This window comes from Sphingomonas sp. GM_Shp_1, assembly GCF_026540895.1.
Classification (GTDB): Bacteria; Pseudomonadota; Alphaproteobacteria; order Sphingomonadales; family Sphingomonadaceae; genus Sphingomonas.
In genome coordinates, this window is the sequence record NZ_JALNUR010000039.1 from 1 (window position 1) to 26,376 (window position 26,376).

Below are 26,376 nucleotides of genomic sequence, written 5' to 3' on the forward strand. Positions count from 1 at the left end.
GATGCTCGGCGGTGGGGCGCAGGCGGTAGAGCCAGGAACGGCGATTCTCGTGGCGCGGCGCGGTGAAGGCGGTGCCGGAGAGTTGCTCGGCATAAAGGCCGAAGGCGGGGCGCTGCGGCGAGTTGCGGCCGATGGGGAGCGCGCCGGGGACCGCCTCGGTCGCGATATGGTTGCCGAAACCGGGGATGTAGGATGTTGTCATCTCTTTCCTCTCCACAACACGCCAGCGCGTCAGACGCGGCCAAGCCGCGCCTTATGCGCTGGCTGGGCCACGCTGGCCGGGCTTGCTCGCGCACCTTCGTGCGCGCATCGGTGGATGCTCAGGCATCCACCGTAATGACGCCGCGCCGGATCTGGTCCAGTTCGATGCTCTCGAACAAGGCCTGGAAATTGCCGTTGCCGAAGCCCTCATTGCCCTTGCGCTGGATGATCTCGAAGAAGATCGGGCCGACCATATTCTCGGTGAAGATCTGGAGCAGGATGCCTTCGCCATTCTCGACCGAGCCATCGATCAGGATGCGATTGCGCTTCAGCCGGTCCAGGTCCTCGCCATGGTTCGGCACGCGCTTGTCGACCAGTTCGTAATAGGTCTCGATCGTGTCCTGTAACCGGACGCCGTTGGCGCGCAGCTTTTCGACGGTCTCGTAGATATTGTCGGTGGTCAGGGCCAGATGCTGGATGCCTTCGCCATTATATTCGCGGATGAATTCCTCGATCTGGCTCTTCTCGTCCTGGCTTTCGTTCAGGGGGATGCGGATCGCCTTATCGGGGGCTATCATCGCCTGGCTGAACAGGCCGGTCGCCTTGCCCTTGATGTCGAAATATTTCTGTTCCTCGAAACCGAACAGCTTGGAGTAGAAGCCCGACCATGTCCGCATCTCGCCGCGCCGGACATTGTGGGTCAGGTGGTCGAGCAGGTCGAGCCCGACATTCTTCTCGGCCTCGACCTGCTGCCAACCGGCGATCTCGCTCCAGTCGGCGAACAGGTCCGCGCCCGCCTTGACGAGATAGAGATAGCTGCCGCCGATACCCTCGATCGCCTTGGCATCGGGGGTCAGGCAGCCTTGCGCCGCGTCGACCGGGGTCGCGCCGCCGCGCACCGCATGGTCGAACGCCTCCGCCGGATCGGCGACATAGAAGCCCATGCCGCTGGCAGAGGGACCATGCTCGGCGCGGAAGTCCGCCGCCTGACCCTTGTCCTCGACATTGAGGAGCAGGGTGATGCGGCCCTGCTTGTACCGGGTGATCGCCTTCGTCGGATGGCGATGGGTGGGCACGAAGCCCATCATGTCGAACTGACGCGCCAGCGCCTCGGGTTCGGGGGTCGTGAATTCGCAGAAAGCGAAGCCGTCCAGCCCCAGCGGATTGTTCGGGGTGGTTGCCATGACGTCCAACTCCTGATCCAGTATCGTTGGTTACTAGATCGCAGAATGGGGAATTGGTGTCAAATGTTACGATCTCGCGAATTGCGGCTCGACGGCTTTCTTCCCTATCGCCTGTCGATCACCTCCAACCTGGTCAGCGATCATATCGCCAGCGCCTATCAGCAGTTGTTCGGCCTGACGATTCCGGAGTGGCGGCTGATCGCCATCGTCGCGGAAGAGGGCGCGGTCGCCCAGTCGGCGGTGTGCGAGCGAAGCCGGATGGACAAGGTCACCGTCTCTCGCGCCGCGATCGCGATGGTCGGGCGCGGGCTGCTGGAGCGGACGGCGCATGACGGCGACCGCCGCTCGCACCTGCTGGTACTGACCGAGGCGGGGCGGACGCTCTACGCCGATGTCGCGCCCAAGGCGCTGGAACTGGAGGCGCAGCTCTTCGCCGGGTTCACGACCGAGGAACTGGAAAGCTTCGTCACCATGCTCCACAGGATCGATGCGGTGGCATTGGCGCTGCGTGGCTGACGCCCCCGGTCACCGCCCCAATATGAAGCGGTAGAGCGCCAGATAGCGGTCCGCCATCCGGTCGACCGAAAAGCGATCCGCCGCGACCGCGCGGCACGCCGCCCGGTCGATCTCGCCAATGCGGCCGAGCGCGACGATGGCCTGATCGATATTGTCGACCAGAAAGCCGTTCACGCCGTCCTGGATCAACTCGGGCATCGATCCGCGCCGGATCGCGATGACCGGGGTGCCGCAGGCCATGGCCTCCACCACCGACAGCCCGAACGGCTCGTCGAAATTGATCAGGTGGAGCAGCGCCTTGGCCTGGCCGAGCGTGGCGGTCCGCTCCGCACCGCCGACGGGGCCGCGATAGACGATGCGCTCGCCATCGACATGGCGAGCGACCTCGCGCTCCCAATAGCCCTGGTCCTGGACGATCCCCGCCATGACCAGCCTGTGTCCGGTCGCCTGAGCGACGGCGATGGCCTCCGCCGCGCCCTTGTCGGGATGGATGCGACCGAAGAAGAGGAGGTCGTCACTACCCACGGGATCGAAAGGAAAATCCTCGATCGGAATGCCGTGATGAATGGTCTCGGCATAGCGCAGCCGGGGGTGCCGGTCCGCATCGGAGATCGCGACATAATGGACGCGATGCTGATAGGGTTCGTACATCGGCACGATCCGCTCCGACGAAAAGCCGTGGATCGTCGTGACCATCGGCGTATCGACCAGCCCGGCAAAGGCGTGCGCCGGAAAATCCGCCTGGTTGTGGATCAGGTCGAACTCGCCCGCGCGCTCGAAGACGGCGGCGAGATGGCGCATCTCCCACACCTTGGCATCGACGCTCGGATCCTCCGAATAGGGGGCGGGGACGGGACCGGCGAGGGTCGCTCTGGTCAGGCTGTCTTGCGTCGCGAACAGCGTCACGTCGACCCCGCGCTCGACCAGCGCCTCGGTCAGCAGGCTCGTCACCAACTCCCACGGACCATAAGCGCGCGGCGGCGTGCGCCACGCAATGGGGGCGATCATCGCGATTTTCATGACAGGGCGTCGACTTTCAGGATCAGGCCCTCATCGGGGCGAAGCAGGAACGGCGTTCCGCTCGGCAACGGGCCGGGCAGGGTGGACAGCAGGGGGCGACCGCGCGGCAAATCGACCCGCGCGGCGGCGTGGCCCAGATTGAGCGCGACGACGAACCGCTCGCCATCCTGTTCGCGCTCATAGGCGAGCACGGGTCCCTCGGCCTCGATCAACCGGATCGAACCGGTGGCGAGCGCGGGCGTCGCCCGGCGAAACGCGAGGAGCGCCCGGTGGAGCGCGAGCATCGATCCGGGTTCGGCCAGTTCGCTCGCGACGTTGCGCCTTGGCCAGTCCTCCCCCAGCGGCAGCCAGGGCTCGCCGGTGGTGAAGCCGCCATGGTCGCTGTCGTTCCAGGGCATCGGCGTGCGCACCGGATCGCGGCCCAGCCCCAGGCCGGGTTCGCGCAACTCGCGGGGATCGCGGACGCGGTCGGCGGGGATGGCGCCATTCTCCATCCCCAACTCGTCACCATAATAGAGCGTCGGCGTTCCCCGCAGCGTCAGGAGCAGCATCGCCGCGACCCGCGCCTGCGCCGCGCCGCGCTTGGTCGCGCTGCGGGGACGGTCATGATTGCCCAGCACCCAGTTCGGCCAGCCGCCGGGGGGCAGGGCGGCCTCATATTCGGCGATCATCCGGGCGAGATGGCGGGCGTCCCAGGGGGCATCGATCAACTGGAAATTGAAGGGCAGATGGACCCCTTCGCCCCGCTGCCCATAATAGCGCATCAGCCGCTCGACCGGCAGGTAGATCTCGCCGATCAGTACGCGCTCATCCCCCTCGCGGCCGAAGGCGTCGGCGATCGCGCGCATGTCGGCGGCGATGTCGTGGACTTCCGGCTGGTCGGTCGAGTGAAGCTGGAACACCCGGTTCATCTCACCGGTCGCCGGGTCCCAATCGGGGTTGAGCGGATTGTCGGGGAAGCCCGCATGTTTGACGATGTGCCACAACACGTCGATCCGGAACCCGTCGACCCCGCGCGCGAACCAGAAGCGCAGCACGTCGAGCATCGCCGCCCGCGCCTTCGGATTGCGCCAGTTGAGGTCGGGCTGTTCCTTCAGAAAGGCATGATAATAATATTGCCCGGTCGCCTCGTCCCAGGTCCAGGCGGGGCCGCCGAAATCGCTGATCCAGTTGTTGGGCGGCCCGCCGTCCGGCGCCGCGTCGCGCCAGATATACCAGTCACGCTTGGGGTTATCGCGCGACGACCGGCTCTCGACGAACCAGGGATGTCGGTCGGAGCTGTGATTGGGCACGAAGTCGAGCAGCAGCTTGAGCCCCCGCGCATGCGCGGATGCGAGCAGCGAGTCGAAATCGGCCAGCGTCCCGAAGCGGGGATCGATCCCGCAATAATCCGCCACGTCATATCCGAAATCGGCCATAGGTGACGGAAATATCGGGGAAAGCCATATCGCATCGACACCCAGTTCGACGAGATAGTCCAGCCGCGTCTCGATCCCGCGCAGGTCGCCGATCCCGTCGCCATCGCTGTCCTGAAAGGACCAGGGATAGATTTGATAGAGAACGGCGGACTGCCACCAGGGCTTCGCGCTCATGCGAACAGGCTCTTGGGCAGGCGGGTCATGCGGCAGGCCAGATCGGCCTCGCCGCTGGCGACCAGATAATGGTCGCCCATGTCGGCGATGCCCGTGGAGAAGACGACCGGGGTGGGCAGATACATCTGATGCGCGATGGAGGCGGTCAGTCTGGGGTCGGCCTCCAGGATCGGGCTGTCGTCCTCGATCCGCAGGATGCGGGTGGGATCGTCCGCGTCGAACAGCGCCCAGAAGCTGCGATAGATGCCCACCGCATCGCGGCGTTCGACCCCGTGATACAGGGTCAGCCAGCCTTGCCCGGTCAGGATCGGCGGCGTGCCCCCGCCGACCTTCATCGCCGAGGTCGAGCTTTTGCGCGCACGGATGCCGGGCGCTTCCATCGGTTTCCAGTGGAGCGCATCGGGCGAGGTCGCGAAGTTGATCGACGGCCCGCCGACAAAGGGGCTTTCGCCGGGATAGGCGAAATAGACCTCACCCAGCGGCCGGGTCAGCGCCATGAAGCGTCCGTCGACCAGCCCCTCGAAGAACAGCATGTCCTTGTTCTGATGGTCGAGGATGATCCCCGCCAATCGATAGTCCAGCCCGTTGTCGGAGATGTGGAGCGTGGTCGAATGCCGCTCCGCCGAAACTGAGCAGGTGGTCATGTACCACCGATCGCCGACCCGGCTGATCCGCGCATCCTCGACGCCGTAATCCTGCCAGGTCGCTTCGGGTTCGATCGCCTTGTCGTAATGGACCGCGACGATCCGCGCGCCGTCGGGCGTCAACTCGACCGGCAACAGCCATGACAGCGAGGTGAGGGCGAGGATACGATGCGCCCCGCCGCGGATGGCGAATTGCCGCGGATCGGCCATGTCGACCGCGTCGAGCGGATAGCGGTCGAGAACATAGCCCGCCGGGGTCCAGCGGATCGCGCGGACATGATCGCGCTCGACCGGCTCGCTCAACGCCTCCGCCACCCGGACCATCAGCAGCAGATTGCCATTGGCCAGCCGGGTCATTCCCGGATTGAACGCCCCCAGCACATAGGTCGGCTCGGATATGCCCCGCCGAAGCGGGGATCGCGACAGATCGACATCATCGGGGCGAAAGATCAGCAGGTCATCGGCCATGGGCCCGCCAACGTCCACGCAGCCGCTCGCGTTCCGCTCAGCCCGCGGTCGCGACTTTGAGGAACACCGACCAGCGATGCTCGAAGAACGCGGCGGGGTCCAATCCGCCGAACGGATCGGGTATCGCGAACTGCATCCGGCGGCTGGGTCCGTCGAGCATGTCGGTCAGCAGGTTGAACAGGCTCAGCGGCGTTTCGTCCTTGCGCAATTCGCCGACCTCCTGCGCCTCGCGCATACAGGCGATCAGCGGCTCCGAGATGATCCGGTCCCAGGCCGCGAAACGCTCGCGCAATTCGTCCGAAAAAACCGCTTCGGATGTCAGAAATGCCGTGAAGCGGATCGACTCGGGCTCGACGCAGAAGAAAAAGAATCGGCGGGCGGCTGTGTGGAGCCGCTCCAGCGGGTCGGGGTCCGATGCGACGTCCAGGACCGCACGGCTCAGCCGGTCCAGATCGCGGCTCACCACGGCGTCCAGCAACGCCATCTTGCCCGCATAGCGGCGATAGATGGTGTGCTTGCTAACCCCAACGGACAACGCGATTTCCTCCATCGAGGTACCCTCGATGCCCCGGCAGCAGAACGCCTCTCTGGCGCCGGTCAGGATGATATCGTCGATATGCTGAGCCTGCTCGCGCGTCGGGCGCCCAGCGGTCCGTTTTATGATGGCCATGATCCCCTTTCTGCGACCTCCGAGAGTGTAGGTCAAATTTAATTGTACCTCATCGTTGCTTTTCTGCGGGTGCGGGGTACAGGGACCTGAATGACTCAAATGTCATGTGGTTCAGGGAGTTTTTCGGCGTGTCCAAATTTTCCGGCTTCGGGTCGTCGCTGGCGATGGCTTTTGCGTTGGCGGCATGCGGGCAAGGGGGGCAGCAACAGCAGGCCGCACCCCCGCCGCCGGTGGTGACCGCGATCACCGTCCAGTCGGCCGCCGTGCCCAACATCATCGAGCTTCCCGGACGGATCGAGGCCGTTCGCACCGCCGAGGTCCGCGCCCGCACCGATGGTATCGTCGAGGCACGCCTCTATCGTGAGGGCACCGATGTCGCCGAGGGGCAGCCGCTGTTCCGCATCGATCAGCGCGACTATCGCGCGCAGGTGACGCAGGCCCAGGCGACGCTCGCCAGGGCGCAGGCGGCGCGTGCCAACGCCGCCTCGATCGTCTGCCGTTACCAGCCGCTGGTCGCCGAGCGGGCGGTCAGCGCGCAGGAATTCGATGCGGCCCAGTCCGACCTCCGCCAGGCCGATGCCAGCGTCGCCGATGCCCGCGCCGCCCTGGCCCGCGCGCAGTTGCAGTTGAGCTATACGATCGTCCGTGCGCCCATTGCCGGGCGGGTGGGCCGCGCGCAGGTGACGGAGGGCGCGCTGGTCAGCGCCACACAGGCCACGCCCCTGACCCAGGTGGACCAGATGTCCCCCATCTATGCCGTCTTCACCCAGTCGAACGCGGCGCTGACCGACCTGATCCGGCAGGCGCGCTCGGGCGGGCTGAACCTGCCCGACCTGTCGCACATTACCGTCCGCCTGACCCTGGAGGACGGCACCGAATATGGCCCGACCGGGCAGATCGATTTCGCCGGGCAGACGGTCGACCCGACGACGGGCAGCCAGCAGTTGCGCGCACGCTTCCCCAACCAGAACCGCATGCTGCTGCCCGGTCAGTTCGTCCGTGCCCATGTCAATGCGGGCACGATCCGCAACGGTATTTCGGTGCCGCAGCGTGCGGTGCAACTCAGCAACCAGGCCGCCTCCGTCATGGTGGTCGACGGCGCCGGCACGGTCCAGGCGCGGCCGGTGACGCTGGGCGGGCAGGTCGGCAGCAACTGGGTGATCCTGTCCGGCCTGAAGCCGGGCGAGAAGGTGGTCACCGAGGGGTGGCAGAAGGTGCAGCCGGGCCAGAAGGTCCGTGTCCAGGCGCCGGGGCAGCAAGCCGGACAACAGGCGCAGGGCGGCCAGCCCGCCGCCGCCCGCTGATCGCCGGAGTAGAGCCCCATGAACCGCTTCTTCGTCTATCATCCGGTCTTCGCCTGGGTGATCGCGCTCTTCATCGCGCTGTTCGGCGTGATCGCGCTCCGGCTGCTGCCGATCGAGAGCTACCCCTCGGTCGCGCCGCCCGCGCTGAACCTGGCGATCAGCTATAATGGCGCCGATGCCGAGGTGATGGACCGTTCGGTGACCGCCGTCATCGAAAAGGAACTGAACGGCGTCGACAATTTCCTCTACATGGCGTCGACCAGCCGCTCGAACGGGACGGCCGAGATCACCGTCACCTTCAAGCCTGGGACCGATCTCGACGTCGCGCGCACCCAGATTCAGGACCGGCTGAGCCGCGCCGAACCGCGCCTGCCGCAGGAGGTGCGTGCGCTGGGCATTCAGGTGACCGAGAGTTCGGCGGGCTTCCTGGAAGTCATCACGCTCAGTTCCAAATCGGGCCGGACCAGCCCGGTCGAGATGGGCAATTTCGCCGAGAACAACATCCGCAACGAGCTTCGCCGGATCGACGGCGTGGGCGATGTGCAGCTCTTCGGCTCGCCCTATGCGATGCGCATCTGGCTCGATCCGCAGAAGCTGGCGGGTTACGGCCTGTCCGCCTCGGAGGCGCTGGCGGCGGTGCAGGAGCAGAACAGCCAGACGGCGGGCGGCTCGATCGGCGCACAGCCGCTGAACCGCACGGCGGAGTTCACCGCCCAGATCATCACCCAGAACCGCTTCGCCACACCCGAGCAGTTCCGCCAGATCATCATCCGCGCCAATCCCGATGGCTCGGCGATCCGGCTGGGCGATGTCGCGCGGGTCGAGCTGGGCAAGGACAATTATGGTTTCCGCCTGACCCTGAACGGCAAGGAGACGGTCGGTCTCGCGGTCCAACTGGCGAGCGGCGCGAACGCGCTGGCGACGGCGGATGCGGTGTCGGCCAAGATGAAGCAGCTTCAGACGAGCTTCCCCGCCGATGTCACCTGGAGCGTCCCCTTCACCACGACGCCGTTCATCACCGCCTCGGTCGACAGCGTGATCCATACGCTGGTCGAGGCGATGATCCTCGTCTTCCTGGTGATGTTCCTGTTCCTCCAGAACTGGCGCGCGACGCTGATCCCCGCGATCGTCGTGCCGATCGCGCTGGGCGGGGCCTGTATCGGGCTGCTGGCGTTCGGCTTCTCGATCAACACCCTGTCGCTGTTCGGCATGGTGGTGGCGATCGGCATCCTGGTCGACGACGCAATCGTGGTGGTCGAGAATGTCGAGCGCATCATGTCGGAAGAGGGGCTGAGCCCGCGCCGCGCGACGGTGAAGGCGATGGGCCAGATCACCGGCGCGATCATCGGCATCACGCTGGTGCTGGTCGCGGTGTTCATTCCGATGGCCTTCTTCCCCGGTTCCACGGGAGGCATCTATCGCCAGTTCTCGGTGACGCTGGCCGTTTCGATCTTCTTCTCCGCGCTCCTCGCCTTGACGCTGACGCCGGCCCTGTGCGCCACGCTGCTCAAGCAGGAGGATGCGCATCTGGACAATCGGCCCGAGCCCAGGCCGGGCGTCCGTGGCTTGCCGCGCCGCTTCTTCAACTGGTTCAACGACAAATTCAGTCGGGGCACGGAGAAATATACCGGCGGCGTCAAGAGGATGATGTCGCGCCCTGTCCGCTGGCTGGCGGTGTTCGCGGTCGTCGTCGTGCTGACCGGCCTGATGTTCACCCGCGTGCCCGGCGGCTTCCTGCCGACCGAGGATCAGGGCTATATCTTCGTGTCCTATGACGCGGCACCGGGCGCGACGCTGGAGCGGACCGGCGAGGCGATCACCAAGGTCGAGAAATTCCTCCATGCCCAGCCGCAGGTATCCGATATCGTGTCGGTCGCGGGCTTCAACTTTTTCGGTCAGGGCCAGTCGGCGGGCATCTCGTTCGTCAACCTGAAGCCCTGGGAAGACCGCAAGGGGACCGAGAACAACTCGACCACGCTGGTCGGCAAGACGATGGGCTTCGTCCAGTCGATCCCGGAGGCGACCATCTTCGCGCTCGACCCTCCGCCGATCCAGGCGCTGGGCAATGCGACCGGCTTTTCGATGAAGATCGAGGATCGCTCGGGCCTGGGCGAGGCCGCGCTGCAACAGGCGCAGGGCGCGATCCTGGCCAAGGCGTCGCAGAACCCCGCGCTGATGGGCGTCCGCCCCGAAGGCCTCGGTCCCGCACCGCAGCTTTATGTCGATATCGATCGCATCCAGGCCCGCGCGCTGGGCCTTCAGATCGCCGACGTGAACCAGACGTTGTCGATCGCCTTCGGCTCGGCCTATGCCAATGACTTCGTCCGCGAAGGCAATGTGTTGCGCGTCTATCTTCAGGCCGATGCGCCGCAGCGCATGTCGCCCGAGGACGTATTGGCGCTGCGTGTTCGCAATGCGCAGGGCAATATGGTGCCCTTCTCCTCCTTCACGAAGGTCCGCTGGCAGAATGGGCCGCAGCAGTTGGAGCGGTATAACGGTTATCCGTCGCTCACCATCTCGGGCATGGCGGCGCAGGGTCAGTCGACCGGCACCGCGCTGAACGAGATGGAGAAGATCGCGCGCGAGGTGATGCCCGCGGGCATGAGCTTCGAATGGACCGGCACCGCCTATGAGGAGCGTCAGGCGGGCGGCCAGATCGGCCTGCTGCTGGGTCTGTCGCTGGTCGTGGTCTTCCTGTTGCTCGCCGCGCTCTATGAAAGCTGGGCGATCCCGCTGGCGGTGTTGCTGGTGGTGCCATTCGGCGTGCTTGGCGCGGTGCTGATGACGATCCTGCGCGGCTTTTCGGCGGACGTGTACTTCAATGTCGGGCTCATCACGATCATCGGTCTGGCGGCCAAGAACGCGATCCTGATCGTCGAGTTCGCCATCGAGGACCAGCAGGCGGGCCGTACGCCCTTCGAGGCGACGGTGGAGGCCGCGCGCCAGCGTCTTCGCCCCATCCTGATGACCAGCCTGGCCTTCATCTTGGGCATGGTGCCGCTGTTCATCGCCAGCGGTGCGGGCGCGGCCAGCCGCCGGGCGGTCGGCACCGGCGTGATGGGCGGCATGATCGCGGCGACCGCGTTCGGCATCTTCTTCACGCCGGTCTTCTACATCGCGGCGAAGAAATGGCTGGCCCGCGAACATGACCATGAGGCCGAGGATGCCGCCGAAGAAGCGCGCGAACGTGAAACACGAACCCGCCATGAGGAGGGCCCGGCCCATGCGTAAGGGCTTTTCCCGCATCGCCGCCGCGCTGGCGCTGACCAGCGCACTGACGGCCTGCAACCTGGCGCCGGAATATCGCCAGCCTGTCGCCCCCGTGTCCGCCTCCTATCCGGAGGCGATGACGGGCAGTCGGACGGCGGCCGAGATTGGCTGGCGCGAGTTCTTCGCCGACGAGCAGCTCAAGGCCTATATCGCCGCCGCGCTCGCCAACAATCGCGATCTGGCGCAGGCCGTGGCGCGTGTCGCCCAGGCACGGGCGCAATATCGCATCCAGGACGCGCAGCGCCTGCCCGCACTGGATGCGTCGGCATCGGCGTCGCGGACCCGCGTGCCACTCAATTCGCTGGGCTTCGGCGACGCCTTGCCCGGCGGCGGGGACGCGCAGAATCCGACCTCGATCACCTATAACCAGTTCGCGGTCGGGGCCCGCGTTTCCAGCTTCGAGCTGGATTTCTGGGGCCGCGTCCGCAACCTGGCCGAGGCGCAGCGGCGGCAATATCTGGCGACTGTGGAGGCGGAGCGTGCCTTCCGCCTGTCGCTGGTGGGGCAGGTCGCCGCGACCTATCTCCAGATCCGCGCGGCGGAGGAGCAGATCGCGCTCGCCGAGCGGACCGTCACCAGCCGCCGCGAGGGGCTGGGGATCGCCAAGCGGCGGATGGATGCGGGCGTGACCTCCAGCGTCGATTACGACCAGGCGGCGGCATTGCTGACCCAGGCCGAGACGCAGTTGGCCGAGCTTCGCCGGACGGTCGCCCAGTCGCAGAATCTGCTGACCGTGCTGGTCGGCGGACCGGTTGCCGGGCCGCTTCCGGCTGGGCGGCGGCTGGGCGACCAGAAGCAGTTCGCAGATATCGAGCCGGGTCTGCCCTCGGCCTTGCTGGTCAACCGCCCGGACGTGCTTCAGGCCGAACAACAGTTGCTGGCCGCCAACGCCAATATCGGCGCGGCGCGCGCGGCCTTCCTGCCCAGTATCTCGCTGACCGGGCTGGCGGGCTTCGTTTCGCCCGCGCTCAGCAGCCTGATCGACGGCAATTCACAGCAATATCAGGTACAGGGCGCGGCCCTGCTGCCGATTTTCGACTGGGGGCGCCGCAACGCGCAGCTGAAGCTCAGCCGCGCCCAGGCCGACGAACTGACGGCGGCCTATCAGCGGACGGTGCAGGGCGCGTTCCGCGAGGTCGCGGACGCACTGGTCGCCCGCCGCCGCTATGCCGAGCAAATCGAGGCGCAGACCCGCGCGGTCGATGCGCAGCGCCGCCTCGCCCGGACGGCACGGCTTCGCTACACCAACGGCATCGCCATCTATCTCGAAGTGCTGGATGCGGAGCGCAACCTGTTCTCCGCCGAGCAGCAGTTGCTGACGCTGCGCAGCGCCGCGCTTCAGAACGACGTCACTCTCTATGTCGCGCTAGGCGGTGGCCTGCGCGAGGGTGGGGCGGCGTCGACGGTTCCCGCGAACGGCTAATCCCCCGTTCCCAGTCGTCGCGGTCGAGCGAGGGGCGTGCGGGATATCCTCCCGTGCGCCCCTTTGCTTTGTAGTGGGCGCGGCGTAGCGAAGGTGGCTGAAAAACGAGGATTTGGAATGACGCACTGGACCATCGGCATCATCGGCGGGTCGGGCCTCTATGCCATCGATGCGATGGAGGATGTCGAAACGCTGGTCCTCGACACGCCCTGGGGCGCGCCGTCGGATACGCTCGTTCGGGGGCGGATCGGCGCGGTGCGCTTCGTTTTCCTGCCGCGTCATGGCCGGGGGCACAGGCTTTCGCCGACCGAGGTCAATGCGCGCGCCAATATCCATGCGCTGAAGCAGGCGGGTTGCACCGATGTGCTGGCAATCTCGGCGATCGGGTCGCTGCGCGAGGAACTGCCGCCGGGCCATTTCGTCGCGGTCGACCAGTTCATCGACCGGACCGTGCACCGGGATACCAGCTTCTTCGGCTCGGGGCTGGTCGCCCATGTCTCGATGGCCGATCCGGTCTGTCCGCGCCTTTCCACGCTGGCCGCCCATGCGGCGGAGCGGGCCGGGGCCTCAGTCGTCCATGGCGGAACCTATCTGGCGATGGAGGGGCCGCAATTCTCGACGCGGGCGGAAAGCCATCTTTATCGGCAATGGGGCGCGGACGTGATCGGCATGACCGCCATGCCCGAGGCCAAGCTCGCGCGTGAGGCCGAGCTTCCCTATGCGCTGATCGGTATGGTCACCGACTATGACTGCTGGCGCGAGGGGGAGGCGCATGTCGAGGTCGACGCGGTGCTGGCGCAACTCGTGGCCAATGCCGCAACGGCCCGCGCGCTGGTGGTCGAACTGGCGGCGCTGCTGCCGGAGGAGCGGACCGCCTCGCCGATCGATACCGTGCTCGATCAGGCGCTGATCACCCATATCTCGCATGTGGATCGGGCCAAGGCGGAAAGCCTCGGCCCGATCGTGTCGCGCGTGCTGGCCGCGCGGGGTGGATGAGGATCAGTCCTCGACGATCTGGCTGTTCTTGGCCGTGTCGCGCATCCGCAGATAGACGATCAGCGAGATGCCGATCATCGCGGTGACATACCAGTAGAAGCCCTGCTCGAAGCCGGACCGCTTGAACAGCAGCGCCACCGACTCCGCCGTGCCGCCGAAGATGGTGTTGGCCAACGCATAGGGCAGGGCGACGCCCAGCGCCCGGATATGCGCCGGGAACAGCTCGGCCTTCACCACCGCGTTGATCGAGGTATAACCGGTCACGATGATGAGTGCGACCATCACCAGCGCACCCGCCACCATCGGGTCGCGCGTCGTCTCCAGCGTCGAAAAGATCGGATAGGTGAACAGCACGCCCGCAATGCCGAACGCGACCATCAGCGGCTTGCGACCGATCCGGTCGGACAGGCCGCCCGCCACGGGCTGGAGCAGCATGAAGACGAACAGGGTGACGGCATTGATCTGGCTGGCAACCTCCCGGCTGAAGCCGCTGGTGTTGACCAGGAACTTCTGCATGTAGATCGAATAGGCATAGAAGGCGAGGGTGCCACCTGCCGTCAGCAGCATGACCGTCAGCGTTTCCTTCGGATGCTTGGTGAACAGCTGGACCAGGCCGGACTTGGGCGCGCCCTCCTTTTTGGCATTCTCGAAGCTCTTGGTCTCCGCCAGGCCGCGCCGGATGTAGAAGACCACGACCGCCAGCACCGCGCCCAGCGCGAAGGGGATGCGCCAGCCCCATTCGTCCAGCGCCGCCTCACTCATCGTCGCCTGCAGGATCAACAGGACGCAGATGGCGAGCAATTGACCCGAGATCAGCGTGACATATTGAAAGGACGAGAAGAAACCGCGCCGGTCCTTGCCCGCCATTTCCGACAGATAGGTGGCACTCGCGCCATATTCGCCGCCGACCGACAGGCCCTGCATTAGACGCGCCAGTACCAGCAGGGCGGGCGCGGCCAGGCCGATGGTCGCATAGCCGGGCGTCACCGCGATGATCAGCGAGCCCAGGCACATCAGCGTCACCGACAGGGTCAGGCCCGACTTGCGCCCCTTGCGATCGGCATAGATGCCCATCACCCAGGCACCGATCGGACGCATGACGAAGCCCACCGCGAAGACCGCCGCCGCGCTCAGAAGCTGGGCGGTGCGGTTTTCCGACGGGAAGAAATGCGGCGCGAAGTACAGGGTGAAAGCCGAATAGACATACCAGTCGAACCACTCGACCAGATTGCCGGTCGACCCCCCGATGATGGATTTCAGGCGATGCCGACTGGAGTCGGCGGTGGCGTAGGACATGCTATTATCTCCCGATGGTTTCTTTTTCTCGCGACGTCAGAAGCGGAAGCTAAGCCACCCGGCCCAGAAGTCCGAGCTTTTCAGATTGGCCCGCTGCAACACGGTGTCCGCCTTGAAATGTTCGTAACGTCCGACGAACGACAAACGCGGCGTGATGGTCCAGGTCGCCTGCAACCGGGCGACTTCGGCGACCTTCTTGCCGCGCACATTCTGCGTGCCCGCCAGCGCCGCACCGCTCGCGCGATAGACCGCATCGAACTCGTCCGGTCGCCAGGCAAAGCCATATTCGGTGGCGAGGCGCACGCCCTTGATCGGCGTGAAGGTGAAGTTCGGCGCGGCGTACAGCAGGTTGGTCGGCGTCAGGAACAGGCCGTAGCTGTAATAGATATTGTTGCCGAACAGACCGTTGGTCGTGTTCAACTCGCCCGTGCGTTCGTAGGCGCCGCCGCCCGAGCCATAGTCGAAATGGAACCCGACGCGCGGCGCATCGGCCTTCTTGCCCAGGCGATAGGTCTGGGCGACGAAGGCCTGCCATGCCGAGATCGGACGGTTGTTGAACGTGCCCAGCTGATGGTTGAGCGTCCAGTCGATATTGACCGGTCCCGCATCGCCATACGCGTGGAGGCCAAGGAAATAGCGTTCCTCCAGCGCGGTCGTCGGGCCCCAGACCGCACGACGGTTGCGCAGCCGCCAGATGAACGGGTCGAGATAGAGCTTGGACCCGCCGAACAGCTTGGGCGACAGGCGGAACCCGAACGTCGCGCCGCTGAAGCGGACGTCGGGGTTGGTCTTGTCGTCGCCGATCCCCTTGAAGCCATAGGTCACGTAGTTGAGATCGAACACGTCGACCCGCGCATCCTTGCCGCGCGCATAGGCGCGCACGCCATCGAGCACGAAATAGAGCGTGTTGTTGTCCCGGCCCACAGTCAGGAGCTGCGGCCCGTCGAAGAATTCCTGCCGCCCGGCGCGCACCCCGACATCCAGACCCAGCGCCTTGCCCTTCACCTCGGCGAAAAGCTGCTGCACCGCCAACTGGTTGCGCAGATTGCCGGCGGGCGTGCCCAGGTTGATGCCCTGTAGCTCCGCGCGGCCCAGTTCGCCGAAGACGCGGAAATGGTCGCCCAGATGCACATCGGCCCCGCCGACGATGCGGGCGATATCCTGGCGCTGCTGCTCGACTTCGCGCAGATTGGGGTTGGTCGTGATGTTCACACGGGTCCGCAACTCGCCCGAGAAGGTGACATAGGACTTGCCATCTTCGGTCAGCTTCACGCACTTCAGCGCGTCGATGACATCGTCACGCTTGGCCGGGTCGCAATATTTCCGCCAGTCCTCCGCCCAGCGCGACTGGTTATAGCCGCCCACGGTGTTGCCGTCGCCCGCGGCGCTGGTGGGATAGGCGGTGCTGGCCGGGCTGGCCGGTTCGGCGGCGGCCTGCGGCGTGGCGGTCTGGGCACCGGCGGGCGCGGCGAGCAGCCCCATCACGGTGACGGCAGCCGTACCGGCCAGCCCAACGAACTTCTTCATGAAAATCCCCTCATTCGGATCGATCTGCCGTAGCGCCGATCTTTCTTGGCATCCATAACAGGACTGGCCCGGTCGACAGCGTTCGGCCGGGCCAGGATGCGTGTCAGGCCATGGCGACCTGTGCCGCCGGAAGGGCGGGCTTGTTGTTCAGCGCGGCGTCGAGCGCATCCTTGTCGAGTGCGCCTTCCCAGCGGGCGACGACGACGGTCGCCACCGCGTTGCCGATGAAGTTGGTCAGGCTGCGGCATTCCGACATGAACCGGTCGATGCCGAGGATCAGCGCCATGCCCGCCAGCGGCACGGTGGGAACGATCGACAGGGTGGCGGCCAGGGTGATGAAGCCCGCACCGGTGACACCCGCTGCGCCCTTCGAGCTGAGCATCGCGACGAGCAGCAGCGCCAGCTGCTGACCCAGCGACAGGTCGACGCCGCACGCCTGGGCGATGAACAGCGCCGCCAGCGTCATGTAGATGTTGGTGCCGTCCAGGTTGAACGAATAGCCGGTCGGCACGACCAAGCCGACGACCGACTTCTCGCAACCGGCCTTTTCCATCTTCTGGAGCAGGCTGGGCAGCGCGGCTTCGGACGAGGAGGTGCCGAGGACGAGCAGCAGCTCGGCCTTGAGGTAGCGGATCAGCTTCAGGACCGAGAAGCCGTTGAGCCGCGCGATGGTGCCCAGCACGACGACGACGAACAGGATCGAGGTGAGGTAGAAGGTGGCGACCAGCGCGCCCAGGCTGATCAGGCTGCCGACGCCATATTTGCCGATGGTGAAGGCGATCGCACCGAAGGCGCCGATGGGCGCGGCGCGCATCAGGATGCCGACCAAGCGGAAGACGACGACGCTCAGCCGCTCCAGGCTGTTCAGCAGCGGCTTGGCGGGCTCGCCGACCAGTGCCATCGCAATGCCGAACAGGATCGCGACCATCAGCACCTGAAGGATGTTGCCCTGGGTGAAGGCGCTGACCAGCGTGTCGGGAATGATGCCCAGCAGGAAGCCGGTGATGGTGGTGTCATGCGCCTTGGCGGCATATTCCGTTACCGACCCGGCGTTCAGCGTGGCGGGATCGACATTCATGCCCGCGCCCGGCTGAACGACATTGGCGACGATCAAACCGACGATCAGCGCGAAGGTCGAGACGGTGATGAAGTAGAAAAAGGCCTTGCCCGCGACGCGACCGACCGAGCCGAGTTCGCGCATCCCGGCTATGCCGGTGACCACGGTCAGGAAGATGACGGGGGCGATGATCATCTTGACCAGCTTGATGAAGCCGTCGCCGAGGGGCTTCAGCGCCTCGCCGAAGCTGGGCCAGAAATGGCCGATGATCGCGCCCAGCGCGATCGCGAATATGACTTGTACGTAAAGATGCGACCAGATCCGCGCCCTCTTGGGCGCCTCTGCTACGGCATAATCTTGGGCGATCATCGCTTTCGTCATCCTCTGCAAAAAGGGTCCGGGCGCGGTGGGCCGCGCTCCGTCTTGCGGACACTGTGCCGGATTACGGTGCGATTCCAAAATTTTACGGAAAACATATCAAGCCACTGATATAACACGGAAAAATGTGGGAGAGTGGTGGGTATCGCGCGAAATTCCGCATGGCCTTGGCCGCTTGGTTGCGATATTCCGCACATATGGCAGACACGTCCTCCCTGACGCTGCGCTACGTCCGGCGATTTGCATGGCCGGTGATCGCGGTGCTCCTGCTCGCATTGGCGGCATCGCTGGGATTGCGGGTCTATGCGCATCGTCAGGCGATGGCATCATTGCGTGCCGATGCGAACCGTATCGCCCGTCAGCAGGAGCGATTGCTCAACAGCGAGTTGCAGCGCTTTCGCCTGCTGCCCATCGTGCTGGCCGAATATCCCGATGTGGGTGCGGCGCTGCGCAATGGGTCAAGCCAGGCCGTCGCGCGACTGAACGAGAAGCTGCGCGGGCTGGCCGAGCGGACCGGGGCGCCCGTCATCTACGCCATTGACCGACAGGGGCGAACCATCTCCGCCTCCAATGCGGGCGAACCGGAAAGCTTCGTGGGTCGCGACTATAGCTTCCGCCCCTATTTCCGGCAGGCGCTGCGCACCGGAACATCGGAATATTTCGCGCTGGGCAATACCAGCCATCGCCCCGGCCTGTTCCTGGCGCGCCGCATCGGTCCCGCCGATGCTCCCGACGGCGTGGTGGTGGTGAAGGTCGAGTTCGCCCGCATCGTCCAGGCCTGGGCCAGCGATCCGGGGCAGACGCTGTTGCTCGACGATCACGGCGTCGTCGTGGTGACGACCGATCGCCAAGCGCAATTCACCCTCACGCGCCCGCTGACCCCGATCGCCCGCGTCGAGATCGCCGAAAGCCAGCAGTTCGGCGAGCGGCAATTGCGCCCCGGTCCGCTGCGGACCATCGGCGACCGCGCGATCGCCCGCGACGGCACCCGCTATGTCGTGGGTCAAAAGCCCGCGCCGCTGCCCGGCTGGCAGTTGGTCCATGTCCTGCCCTCCGCGCCCGCGATGCAGGAGGCGGATAGCTGGGTTCGGTCGGCCACGGCGCTGATCGTCGTCGGTCTGATCGGGCTGACCCTGCTGACGATCTGGCGGCGGACGCGGGCCGAGCGCGCGGCGCTCGCACGCGAGGCGCTGGAGGCGGAAGTCGCGCGGCGCACCGCCGAGTTGCGCGCCACCAACGATCGCCTGACCGTGGAGATCGCCGAACGTATCCGCGCCGACCAACGCTTCCGCGCGGCGCGTGAGGAACTGGCGCAGGCCAACCGACTGGGGTCGCTGGGCTCGATCACGGCGGGCGTCGCGCATGAGATCAACCAGCCGGTGGCGGCGATCCGCACGCTGGCGGACAATGCGCGGACCTTCCTGTCGCGCAGCCAGCCGGACAAGGCGGAAGGCAATCTCGCCACCATCGTCTCGCTGACCGAGCGGATCGGATCGATCGTCCAGGAGATGCGGCGTTTCGCCCGGCGGGGTACGCAAGGACTGGGGCAGGTGTCGCTGGACGAGGTGCTGGACGGCACGATGCTGCTGATCGGCGACCGGTTCCGCAGCGCGGGCGTCGCGCTGGAGCGGCCCTTGGGCGGCGCACTGCCGATCGTGGTCGCGGGACGGGTGCGGTTGGAACAGGTGCTGGTCAACCTGCTCCAGAACGCGCTGGATGCGGTGGCGGGGCGGCCCGATCCGCGCGTCCGCCTGACGGTGGAGGAGCAGGCGGACGGCATCGACCTGACCGTCGAGGATAACGGGCCGGGGCTGGACCCGGCGATCGCGTCGGACATCTTCACCCCCTTCGTCACCGGCAAGCCCGATGGGCTCGGCCTGGGGCTGGGGATCGCCCGGGACATCATGACGGAGTTTGGCGGCATGTTGGAAACCATCCCCTCGACCCTAGGCGGGGCGGGCTTTCGGATCAGGATGCGCAGGGTATGAGCGAGGCGGGCATGATCGCGGGAGGCGTGAGCGGGGGTTTGCGTGTCCTGCTGGTCGATGACGACACGGTGCTTCGCCAGGCGCTGGCCCAGTCGTTCGAGCTGGCGGGGATCGATGTGGAGGCGCATGGCGATCCGCTGGCCGCGCTGGCGACCGTCTCGCCCGATTTTCCGGGGATGGTCGTCTCCGACATCCGGATGCCGGGGATCGACGGGATCGAACTGGCCCGGCGGATCGCGGCGATCGATGCGGAGATACCGGTCATCCTGATGACCGGCCATGGCGACGTGCCGATGGCGGTCGCCGCGCTGAAGCAGGGCGTGTTCGACTTCGTCGCCAAGCCCTTTGCCGCCGATCACCTCATCGCCAGTGCCGAACGTGCCTTGGAGATGCGGCGGCTGGTCCTCGACAATCGTCGCCTGCGACTGGCGGCGGAGGAGGCGCAAGGGGCCTATCCGCTGATCGGCGAGACGCCCGCGATGATGCGGTTGCGCGACACGGTGCGGCAGGTCGCGCAGGCCGATGTCGATGTGCTGGTCGAGGGGGAGACGGGGACCGGCAAGGAACTGGTCGCCCTGCTGCTCCATCGCTGGAGCGCGCGGCGGACCCGGCCCTTCGTCGCGGTCGATTGCGCCGCCCTGCCCGAGGCGATCGCCGAGGATGAGTTGTTCGGCCAGGCGCATGGCCGGACGCCGGGGCGGATCGCGGCGGCGCATCGCGGCACGCTGTTCCTGGACGAGGTCGACAGCATGGCCCCCGCGCTGCAAGGCCGGATGCTGCGCGTGGTCGAGGAGCGCGAGGTGCGCGCGATCGGCGCGGAGGACCCGCAACTGCTCGACCTGCGCATCGTCGCGGCGGCCAAGTCGGATCTGGCACGCGCGGTGGAGGAGGGACGGTTCCGGGCCGATCTGCTCTATCGCCTGGATGCGGTGCGGCTGCGCGTGCCGCCTTTGCGCGAACGGCGCGCCGATGTGCCATTGCTCTTCGCCCATTTCCTGCGCGAGGCGGCGGAGCGGTTCGGGCGGCCGGTGCCGATGATCGACGGCGGTATCCAGGCGCGGCTGCTGTCGCACGACTGGCCGGGCAATGTGCGCGAGGTCCGCAACTATGCCAACCGGGTCGCGCTGGGCCTGAGCGGGGAGGGCGGGGAGTCGGGCGATCCGATGCCTTTGCCCGAGCGGGTGGAGCAGTTCGAGGGCGCGACGATCCGCAGCGTGCTGGAGGAGGTGGCGGGCGATGTCCGCGCCGCGCTGGGCGTGCTGGGGATCCCGCGCAAGACATTCTACGACAAGGTCGCGCGGCACGGTATCGACCTGAACGCCTATCGCCCCAATCGCGCTTGACGCCGCGCCGGGGGCGGGGGACCATGGCCGCCACGACGCCGACCATCGGCGCGGGGTTAGGAGAATGCCATGGAGGATGCCGCCGCCCGGCTGGCCCGCGATCCGCGCTATATCGCGCTCGTTCGCCGGCGAGGACGCTTTACCACCGTGCTGACGATCCTCATGCTGATCGTCTATTTCGGGTTCATCCTGACCATCGCCTTCGACAAGGCCTTGCTCGCCCGGTCGATCAGCGGCGGGGCGACGAGCTGGGGCATTCCGATCGGACTGGGCGTAATCGCGCTCGCGATCCTGCTGACCGGCCTGTATGTCTGGCGCGCCAATCGCGACTTCGATCCCGTGATCGACCAGTTGCACGCGGAGGAACGGGCATGAGGCGCGTCGTTCCGGCGCTGGGCGTGCCGCTCGCCCTGCTGCCCGCGTCGGCGGCGAGTGCCCATGCCATCGGCCCGGCCGTGCAGCAGGCGACCAACTGGACCGCGATCGGCATGTTCGCCGCCTTCGTCGCGCTGACGCTGGCGATCACCCGCTGGGCGGCGCGGCGGACGCGGACCGCCTCCGACTTCTATACGGCGGGTGGCGGGATCACGGGCTTCCAGAACGGGCTGGCGATCGCGGGCGATTTCATGTCGGCGGCATCCTTCCTGGGTATCTCAGCGCAGATCTATGCCGATGGCTATGACGGGCTGATCTACTCGATCGGCTTCCTGGTCGGCTGGCCGATCCTGCTCTTTCTGATGGCGGAGCGGCTCCGCAACCTGGGGCGGTTCACCTTCGCCGATGTCGCCTCCTTCCGCTTCGCGCAGAAGCCGGTGCGGATGGTTGCCGCATGCTCGACGCTGCTCGTCGTCCTCTTCTATCTGATCGCGCAGATGGTCGGGGCGGGGCAATTGATCCGGCTGCTCTTCGGGCTGCCCTATGGTTATGCCGTTGTGATCGTCGGGGTGCTGATGACCCTCTACGTCCTGTTCGGGGGCATGACCGCGACGACCTGGGTCCAGATCGTCAAGGCGATGATGCTGCTCGGCGCGGCGAGCTTCATGGCGATCGCCGTGCTCGCCCGGTTCGGGTTCAGCCCGGAGGCGCTGTTCGCCCGCGCGGTCGACGTGAAGACCGCGCTCGCCGCGTTGGCGGGTGCGGGGCCGGACGAAGCGGTGGCCAAGGGTCGGGCGATCATGGGGCCGGGCGGCTTCATCAAGGACCCGATCTCCGCCATCTCGATCGGCGCGGCGCTGATGTTCGGGACCGCCGGATTGCCGCATATCCTGATGCGCTTCTTCACCGTTCCCGATGCCAAGGCGGCGCGCAGTTCGGTGCTGTGGGCGACAGGCTGGATCTGCTATTTCTACATCCTGACCTTCGTGATCGGTTTCGGCGCGATCGTGCTGGTGGCGACCGATCCGGGCTTTCTCGACGCCGACGGGGCGCTGCGTGGCGGCAGCAACATGGCCGCGATCCATCTGGCGCAGGCGGTCGGCGGCAATCTGTTCCTGGGCTTCATCTCGGCGGTGGCGTTCGCGACCATCCTGGCGGTGGTGGCGGGGCTGACCCTGTCGGGCGCGTCCGCGGTCAGCCATGACCTTTATGCGACCGTCATCAAGAAGGGGCAGGCGGACTCCGCCTCCGAACTCCGCGTCTCGCGGATCACTGTCCTGGCGCTGGCGGTGGTGGCGATCCTGCTGGGCATCGTGTTCGAGAAGCAGAATGTCGCCTTCATGGTCAGCCTGGCCTTCGCGCTGGCGGCTTCGGCCAATTTCCCGGTGCTGCTGCTGTCGCTGCTCTGGTCGGGCTGCACGACGCGCGGCGTGGTGGCGGGGGGACTGGTGGGATTGCTCACCGCGCTGGTCCTGACGATCCTGTCGCCCGCCATCTGGGTGAAGATACTGGGCTATGACGCGCCGATCTTCCCCTATGGTTCGCCGACCATCTTCTCGATGCCGCTCGCCTTCCTGACGATCTGGATCGTGTCGATCACAGACCGCACCGGCCGTGCGGCGGTCGACAGGGCGGGCTATCCGGCGCAGCGGGTCCGGTCGGAAACCGGGATCGGCGCCTCGTCCGCCCATCAGCATTGACAGACTGTGCCCGCTGTCTCGGAACGGGGCAGCGGGCCGGGTTTTCCGCGCCATTCCGCGGATGCCGAAATGGTGAATGCGGCGTTAACATTTTCACCATGAGACGCCGCCTGATCCTCACCAACGAAGCCGCCCGCCACCCCCTTCGGCGTTCGCTGCCGCCGCCCGCGATCCATCGGCAGCGGCGCGAAGACGATCAGGATTTCCGCCTGTTCGTCCTGAGCTTCACGGCCTTCTTCATCTGTATCTACAGCTTCCTGCTCTGATCAGGCGGGGTCGACGCATCCGTCGTGGCAGGCCCGGTGGAGCCTGAGCGCCAGCCAGGCCGAAACCAGGCACATGCCCGCCACCAGGAACAGCATGTCCTCCGGCGTCACGCCCGCCGCGCTGATGCCGAGCACCGCCGCCGAGCCGATGGTCATGGCGAAGCAGTTGACGATGTTGTTCGCCGCCACCGTCCGCGCAGTCTGGTCCTTCTCGACCGTGGTCGTCAGGAACGCATAGAGCGGTACCACGAACATGCCGCCGGTCGTCGCGATAGCCAGTAGCGTCGCCAGGATCCCGATCGCGCGCGGCTCGGCCAGAAAGGCCTGCCAGCTATACAGGCCGCCATCGGGTGCGGGCGTCCAGTTGCGGCACAGGATCGAGAAGAGGACCACGAACGCGCCCATCGCGATGACCGACACGGGGGAGTAGCGCGCCGAAATCTCGCCCTTAAGCATGGTGTTGATGACCACCGATCCGATGGCGACCCCGATCGAGAAGATCGCGATGGCCAGGCTCGCCACCTCCTTGTCGGCGGTCAGGACATTCTTCACCAGCGGCGGGAAGACGATGATCAGCACCGAGCCGATCGTCCAGAAGAAGCTGATCGCGACGATCGCCAGGAACAGCCGCCGGATATGCAGCGTGGCGGCGATCAACCGCCACGACGCGGTGAAGGGGTTGAAGTTGAGCTTCAGCGGCGGCCCTTCGCGCGGGGCGGGGGGTACCTGGCGCGCGGTGAACCAGCCGAGTATCGCGACGACCAGCACGCCCGCCGCCGCCACCTCGATCGGAACCCAGCCGGCGACGACCGTGCCGAGCAGGATAGCGAGATAGGTCCCCGCCTCGACCAGCCCGGTGCCGCCCAGAATATCGTCGGGCTCCAGATGCTGGGGCAGGATCGCGTATTTGATCGGCCCGAAAAAGGTCGAATGCGTCCCCAGCGCCAGCACGGTGCCCAGCATCAGGCCCAGCCCGATATTGATATAGCCTGCCTTGGCGATCATCAGGCCCAGGGCACCGACGATCATGATGCCGATTTCGGCGGTCTTCACGATGCGGATGATCCGCGCCTTGTCATGGCTGTCCGCCAATTGCCCCGACAGCGCCGAGAGCAGGACGAAGGGCACGATCGACAGGCCGGTGGCCAGTGCGTTGAAGTTCGCCTCCGCATGGGCGTCGTTGAAGATCGCATAGGTGGCGAACAGCACCATCGACGTCTTGAACAGATTGTCGTTGAACGCGCCGAGAAACTGGGTGGTGAACAGCGGCAGGAACCGACGCCGCTTGAGAAGCCCGAGGGCATTAAGCATAACGAAAAATGGCCCGATCGTGGCAATAGGATGACGACAACATAGCCACGCCCGTCCGCATCGCCAACCGCTTAAAGCGGTTTGTCATGGACGGGCGAGCGGTTAGAAGGCGTCATGCTCACGCTGCCCAACCTTTTGACGCTTTCGCGAATTGTGGCCGTCCCCCTGCTCGCGGGGCTGTTGTGGCAACCCCATTGGGAATGGGGGTACGGCGTCGCCTTCGCGCTCTACTGCCTGATGGGCATCACCGACTATTTCGACGGCTATCTGGCGCGCGCGCAAGGGGCGGTGTCGAAGCTGGGCGTGTTCCTCGATCCCATCGCCGACAAGATCATGGTCGCCTCGGTCATCCTCGTGCTCGTCGCGGTGCAGGTGATCGGCGGGCTGAGCGTCGTCGCCGGGCTGATCATCCTGTTGCGTGAGATCGCTGTATCCGGCCTTCGTGAGTTCTTGGCGCAGTTGCAGGTGTCGGTGCCGGTCTCGCGGCTCGCCAAGTGGAAGACGACGTTGCAACTTATCGCGCTGGGCGGGCTTATCCTGGGCGGCGCGCTGCCCGGCTGGGCCTGGGTCCATAGCGTCTCGCTCGCCGCGCTCTGGGCGGCGGCGGTGCTGACGCTGATCACCGGCTGGGATTATCTGCGCGTCGGCCTCAAGCATATGGATAGCTGATGACCATCCTTTACTTCGCCTGGGTCCGTGAGCGGATCGGGCTGGCCGAAGAGGCGCTGGCCCTGCCCGACGGCGTGGCGAGCGTGGCCGATCTGATCCGCTGGCTGGCGGCGCGCGGCGGCGGCTATGCCGAGGCGCTGGCCGAGCCCGAGCGGCTGCGCGCGGCGGTCGACCAGAATTTCGTCGGCCTCGACGCCTCGGTCGTCGGTGCGCGCGAGGTGGCGCTCTTTCCGCCGGTGACGGGCGGATGATCCGGGTCCATGTCTCGCCCGACCCAATCGACCTGGCCGGGGAGATGATGCGGGTCGAGCAGGGGAATGTCGGCGCGGTGGCGAGCTTTTGCGGGCTGGTCCGTGCCGATGACGGCGTCGATGTGCTCGAACTGGAACATTATCCCGGCGCGACCGAGGCGGCGCTGGAGCGGATCGCACGGACCGCGACCGAGCGCTGGTCTTTGCAGGCGGCGACCATCATCCACCGGGTCGGTCCGATGCGACCGGGCGAGCGGATCGTGCTGGTCGTCACCGCCGCCCCGCATCGCCGCGACGCGCTGGACGCCTGTGCCTATCTGATCGACCGTCTGAAGACCGACGCGCCCTTTTGGAAGCGTGAGACGCGGGGCGATCAGGCTAGCTGGGTCGAAGCGCGCGATAGCGACACGGCGGCGGCGTCACGCTGGCAGGCCTGACTCCGGCGGGTGCGAAAAAGGCGGAGCCGAAGCCCCGCCTTTCACGTGTCACTGCGTAGCGCGATCAGCCGATCTTCGGCACGTTGATGCCGTTGGTCAGGTGGACGACGCCGTTGGTCGCGTCGACATCCGCCTTGTCGACATAGGCCTTCTGCCCGTTGACGTCGGTCAGCATGATGTTGCCGTTCGGCCCGACCTGCGCGGTGAGCGGCTGTCCGGCGAGCGTGGTCAGCGTCGCGGTGCCGTTCCCGGCGGTGATCTGCGCCTTCAACTGCTCGGCGGTCAGCTTACCCGCGACGACATGATATTTCAGGATCGTGGCGAGCGTCGCCTTGTTGGCGGGCTGGCTGAGCGTGTCGAGCGCACCGGGGGGCATCCGGCTGAACGCCTCGTCGCTGGGCGCGAAGACGGTGAAGGGGCCGGGGCCGGACAGATCGGCGGTGAGGCCCGCGGTCGCCAACAGCTTGGCCAGCGTGCTGCGGTCGGGGGT

General features: G+C 66.4%; 24 protein-coding genes. 13 read left to right on the top strand and 11 right to left on the bottom strand.

Annotated elements, in window-relative coordinates; all coding sequences use genetic code 11:
* Together OXQ33_RS15235 and hppD are read right to left on the bottom strand one after the other, a co-directional pair.
* Positions 1 to 202: homogentisate 1,2-dioxygenase (locus OXQ33_RS15235; protein ID WP_267435526.1), on the bottom strand; the 202-nt coding region annotated here is incomplete at its 3' end.
* Positions 203 to 320: 118 nt separating this feature from the next.
* On the bottom strand, positions 321 to 1,385 hold the full coding sequence (hppD, locus tag OXQ33_RS15240; protein ID WP_267435527.1) for a 4-hydroxyphenylpyruvate dioxygenase: 1,065 nt from the start codon (positions 1,383 to 1,385) through the stop codon (positions 321 to 323).
* A gap of 63 nt (positions 1,386 to 1,448) precedes the next feature.
* On the opposite strand from hppD, the gene OXQ33_RS15245 reads away from it, so the two are divergent.
* A complete protein-coding gene (locus OXQ33_RS15245; RefSeq protein ID WP_267435528.1) occupies positions 1,449 to 1,901 on the top strand; it encodes a MarR family transcriptional regulator in 453 nt (150 codons plus the stop codon).
* Positions 1,902 to 1,910: 9 nt separating this feature from the next.
* On the opposite strand, the gene OXQ33_RS15250 is transcribed toward OXQ33_RS15245, so the two are convergent.
* The 4 genes from OXQ33_RS15250 to OXQ33_RS15265 are packed head-to-tail and all read right to left on the bottom strand — an operon-like array spanning position 1,911 to position 6,295.
* The gene (locus OXQ33_RS15250; protein ID WP_267435529.1) at positions 1,911 to 2,921 is read right to left on the bottom strand and encodes a glycosyltransferase family 4 protein; all 1,011 of its coding nucleotides are present in this window, start codon (positions 2,919 to 2,921) and stop codon (positions 1,911 to 1,913) included.
* Positions 2,918 to 4,513 carry an alpha-amylase family glycosyl hydrolase gene (locus tag OXQ33_RS15255; protein ID WP_267435530.1) on the bottom strand — a complete coding sequence of 532 codons (1,596 nt, stop codon included), beginning with the start codon at positions 4,511 to 4,513 and terminating at the stop codon, positions 2,918 to 2,920. Before OXQ33_RS15255 ends, OXQ33_RS15250 begins: the two co-directional genes overlap by 4 nt.
* On the bottom strand, positions 4,510 to 5,625 hold the full coding sequence (locus OXQ33_RS15260) for a glycosidase (protein ID WP_267435531.1): 1,116 nt from the start codon (positions 5,623 to 5,625) through the stop codon (positions 4,510 to 4,512). The genes OXQ33_RS15255 and OXQ33_RS15260 overlap by 4 nt, the downstream gene beginning before the upstream one ends.
* 37 nt (positions 5,626 to 5,662) lie before the next feature.
* The gene (locus tag OXQ33_RS15265; protein ID WP_267435532.1) at positions 5,663 to 6,295 is read right to left on the bottom strand and encodes a TetR/AcrR family transcriptional regulator; all 633 of its coding nucleotides are present in this window, start codon (positions 6,293 to 6,295) and stop codon (positions 5,663 to 5,665) included.
* 128 nt (positions 6,296 to 6,423) lie between these two features.
* On the opposite strand from OXQ33_RS15265, the gene OXQ33_RS15270 reads away from it, so the two are divergent.
* The 4 genes from OXQ33_RS15270 to mtnP all read left to right on the top strand — a co-directional run bounded on the left by OXQ33_RS15270 (position 6,424) and on the right by mtnP (position 13,288).
* Positions 6,424 to 7,599: an efflux RND transporter periplasmic adaptor subunit gene (locus OXQ33_RS15270; protein ID WP_267435533.1), complete on the top strand. Its 1,176-nt coding sequence runs from the start codon at positions 6,424 to 6,426 to the stop codon at positions 7,597 to 7,599.
* Between the two features lie 18 nt (positions 7,600 to 7,617).
* Positions 7,618 to 10,830, top strand: coding sequence for a multidrug efflux RND transporter permease subunit (locus OXQ33_RS15275; protein ID WP_267435534.1), 3,213 nt, complete (start codon positions 7,618 to 7,620; stop codon positions 10,828 to 10,830).
* Complete coding sequence (locus OXQ33_RS15280) at positions 10,823 to 12,292, top strand: efflux transporter outer membrane subunit (RefSeq protein WP_267435535.1); 1,470 nt, start codon at positions 10,823 to 10,825, stop codon at positions 12,290 to 12,292. The genes OXQ33_RS15275 and OXQ33_RS15280 overlap by 8 nt, the downstream gene beginning before the upstream one ends.
* A 117-nt stretch (positions 12,293 to 12,409) precedes the next feature.
* Positions 12,410 to 13,288, top strand: a complete 879-nt coding sequence (gene mtnP / locus OXQ33_RS15285; RefSeq protein ID WP_267435536.1) for an S-methyl-5'-thioadenosine phosphorylase — start codon at positions 12,410 to 12,412, stop codon at positions 13,286 to 13,288.
* A gap of 3 nt (positions 13,289 to 13,291) precedes the next feature.
* Here mtnP and OXQ33_RS15290 read toward each other — a convergent pair whose 3' ends face one another.
* From OXQ33_RS15290 to OXQ33_RS15300, 3 genes are all read right to left on the bottom strand, one after another.
* On the bottom strand, positions 13,292 to 14,584 hold the full coding sequence (locus tag OXQ33_RS15290; protein ID WP_267435537.1) for an MFS transporter: 1,293 nt from the start codon (positions 14,582 to 14,584) through the stop codon (positions 13,292 to 13,294).
* Positions 14,585 to 14,620: 36 nt separating this feature from the next.
* Complete coding sequence (locus tag OXQ33_RS15295) at positions 14,621 to 16,111, bottom strand: alginate export family protein (RefSeq protein ID WP_267435538.1); 1,491 nt, start codon at positions 16,109 to 16,111, stop codon at positions 14,621 to 14,623.
* 103 nt (positions 16,112 to 16,214) lie between these two features.
* Entirely contained in the window at positions 16,215 to 17,537 is a 1,323-nt protein-coding gene (locus tag OXQ33_RS15300) for a dicarboxylate/amino acid:cation symporter (protein WP_267435539.1), read from the bottom strand.
* A 206-nt stretch (positions 17,538 to 17,743) separates the two neighbouring features.
* Between OXQ33_RS15300 and OXQ33_RS15305 the strand changes: the two genes are divergently transcribed.
* The 5 genes from OXQ33_RS15305 (at position 17,744) to OXQ33_RS15325 (ending at position 23,218) form a co-directional block, all read left to right on the top strand.
* Positions 17,744 to 19,534: an ATP-binding protein gene (locus OXQ33_RS15305; RefSeq protein WP_267435540.1), complete on the top strand. Its 1,791-nt coding sequence runs from the start codon at positions 17,744 to 17,746 to the stop codon at positions 19,532 to 19,534.
* Positions 19,535 to 19,560: 26 nt separating this feature from the next.
* Positions 19,561 to 20,877 (top strand): sigma-54 dependent transcriptional regulator, encoded by a 1,317-nt coding sequence (locus OXQ33_RS15310; protein WP_267435541.1) that lies wholly within the window; start codon positions 19,561 to 19,563, stop codon positions 20,875 to 20,877.
* A gap of 69 nt (positions 20,878 to 20,946) precedes the next feature.
* Entirely contained in the window at positions 20,947 to 21,252 is a 306-nt protein-coding gene (locus OXQ33_RS15315) for a DUF485 domain-containing protein (protein WP_267435542.1), read from the top strand.
* A complete protein-coding gene (locus tag OXQ33_RS15320; RefSeq protein ID WP_267435543.1) occupies positions 21,249 to 22,952 on the top strand; it encodes a cation acetate symporter in 1,704 nt (567 codons plus the stop codon). The genes OXQ33_RS15315 and OXQ33_RS15320 overlap by 4 nt, the downstream gene beginning before the upstream one ends.
* 98 nt (positions 22,953 to 23,050) lie before the next feature.
* Positions 23,051 to 23,218: a hypothetical protein gene (locus tag OXQ33_RS15325; RefSeq protein WP_267435544.1), complete on the top strand. Its 168-nt coding sequence runs from the start codon at positions 23,051 to 23,053 to the stop codon at positions 23,216 to 23,218.
* On the opposite strand, the gene OXQ33_RS15330 is transcribed toward OXQ33_RS15325, so the two are convergent.
* Positions 23,219 to 24,529, bottom strand: coding sequence for an MFS transporter (locus tag OXQ33_RS15330; RefSeq protein WP_267435545.1), 1,311 nt, complete (start codon positions 24,527 to 24,529; stop codon positions 23,219 to 23,221).
* Positions 24,530 to 24,643: 114 nt separating this feature from the next.
* Between OXQ33_RS15330 and pgsA the strand changes: the two genes are divergently transcribed.
* From pgsA to OXQ33_RS15345, 3 genes are read left to right on the top strand one after another with little or no spacing between them, the layout of a single operon-like run.
* Positions 24,644 to 25,198, top strand: a complete 555-nt coding sequence (gene pgsA, locus OXQ33_RS15335) for a CDP-diacylglycerol--glycerol-3-phosphate 3-phosphatidyltransferase (protein WP_267435546.1) — start codon at positions 24,644 to 24,646, stop codon at positions 25,196 to 25,198.
* Entirely contained in the window at positions 25,198 to 25,449 is a 252-nt protein-coding gene (gene moaD, locus OXQ33_RS15340) for a molybdopterin converting factor subunit 1 (RefSeq protein WP_267435547.1), read from the top strand. Before pgsA ends, moaD begins: the two co-directional genes overlap by 1 nt.
* Positions 25,446 to 25,886, top strand: coding sequence for a molybdenum cofactor biosynthesis protein MoaE (locus OXQ33_RS15345; protein ID WP_267435548.1), 441 nt, complete (start codon positions 25,446 to 25,448; stop codon positions 25,884 to 25,886). The genes moaD and OXQ33_RS15345 overlap by 4 nt, the downstream gene beginning before the upstream one ends.
* 64 nt (positions 25,887 to 25,950) lie before the next feature.
* Here the strand turns inward: OXQ33_RS15345 and OXQ33_RS15350 are convergent.
* A partial coding sequence (locus tag OXQ33_RS15350; protein WP_267435549.1) for a fasciclin domain-containing protein occupies positions 25,951 to 26,376 on the bottom strand: 426 nt, incomplete at its 5' end.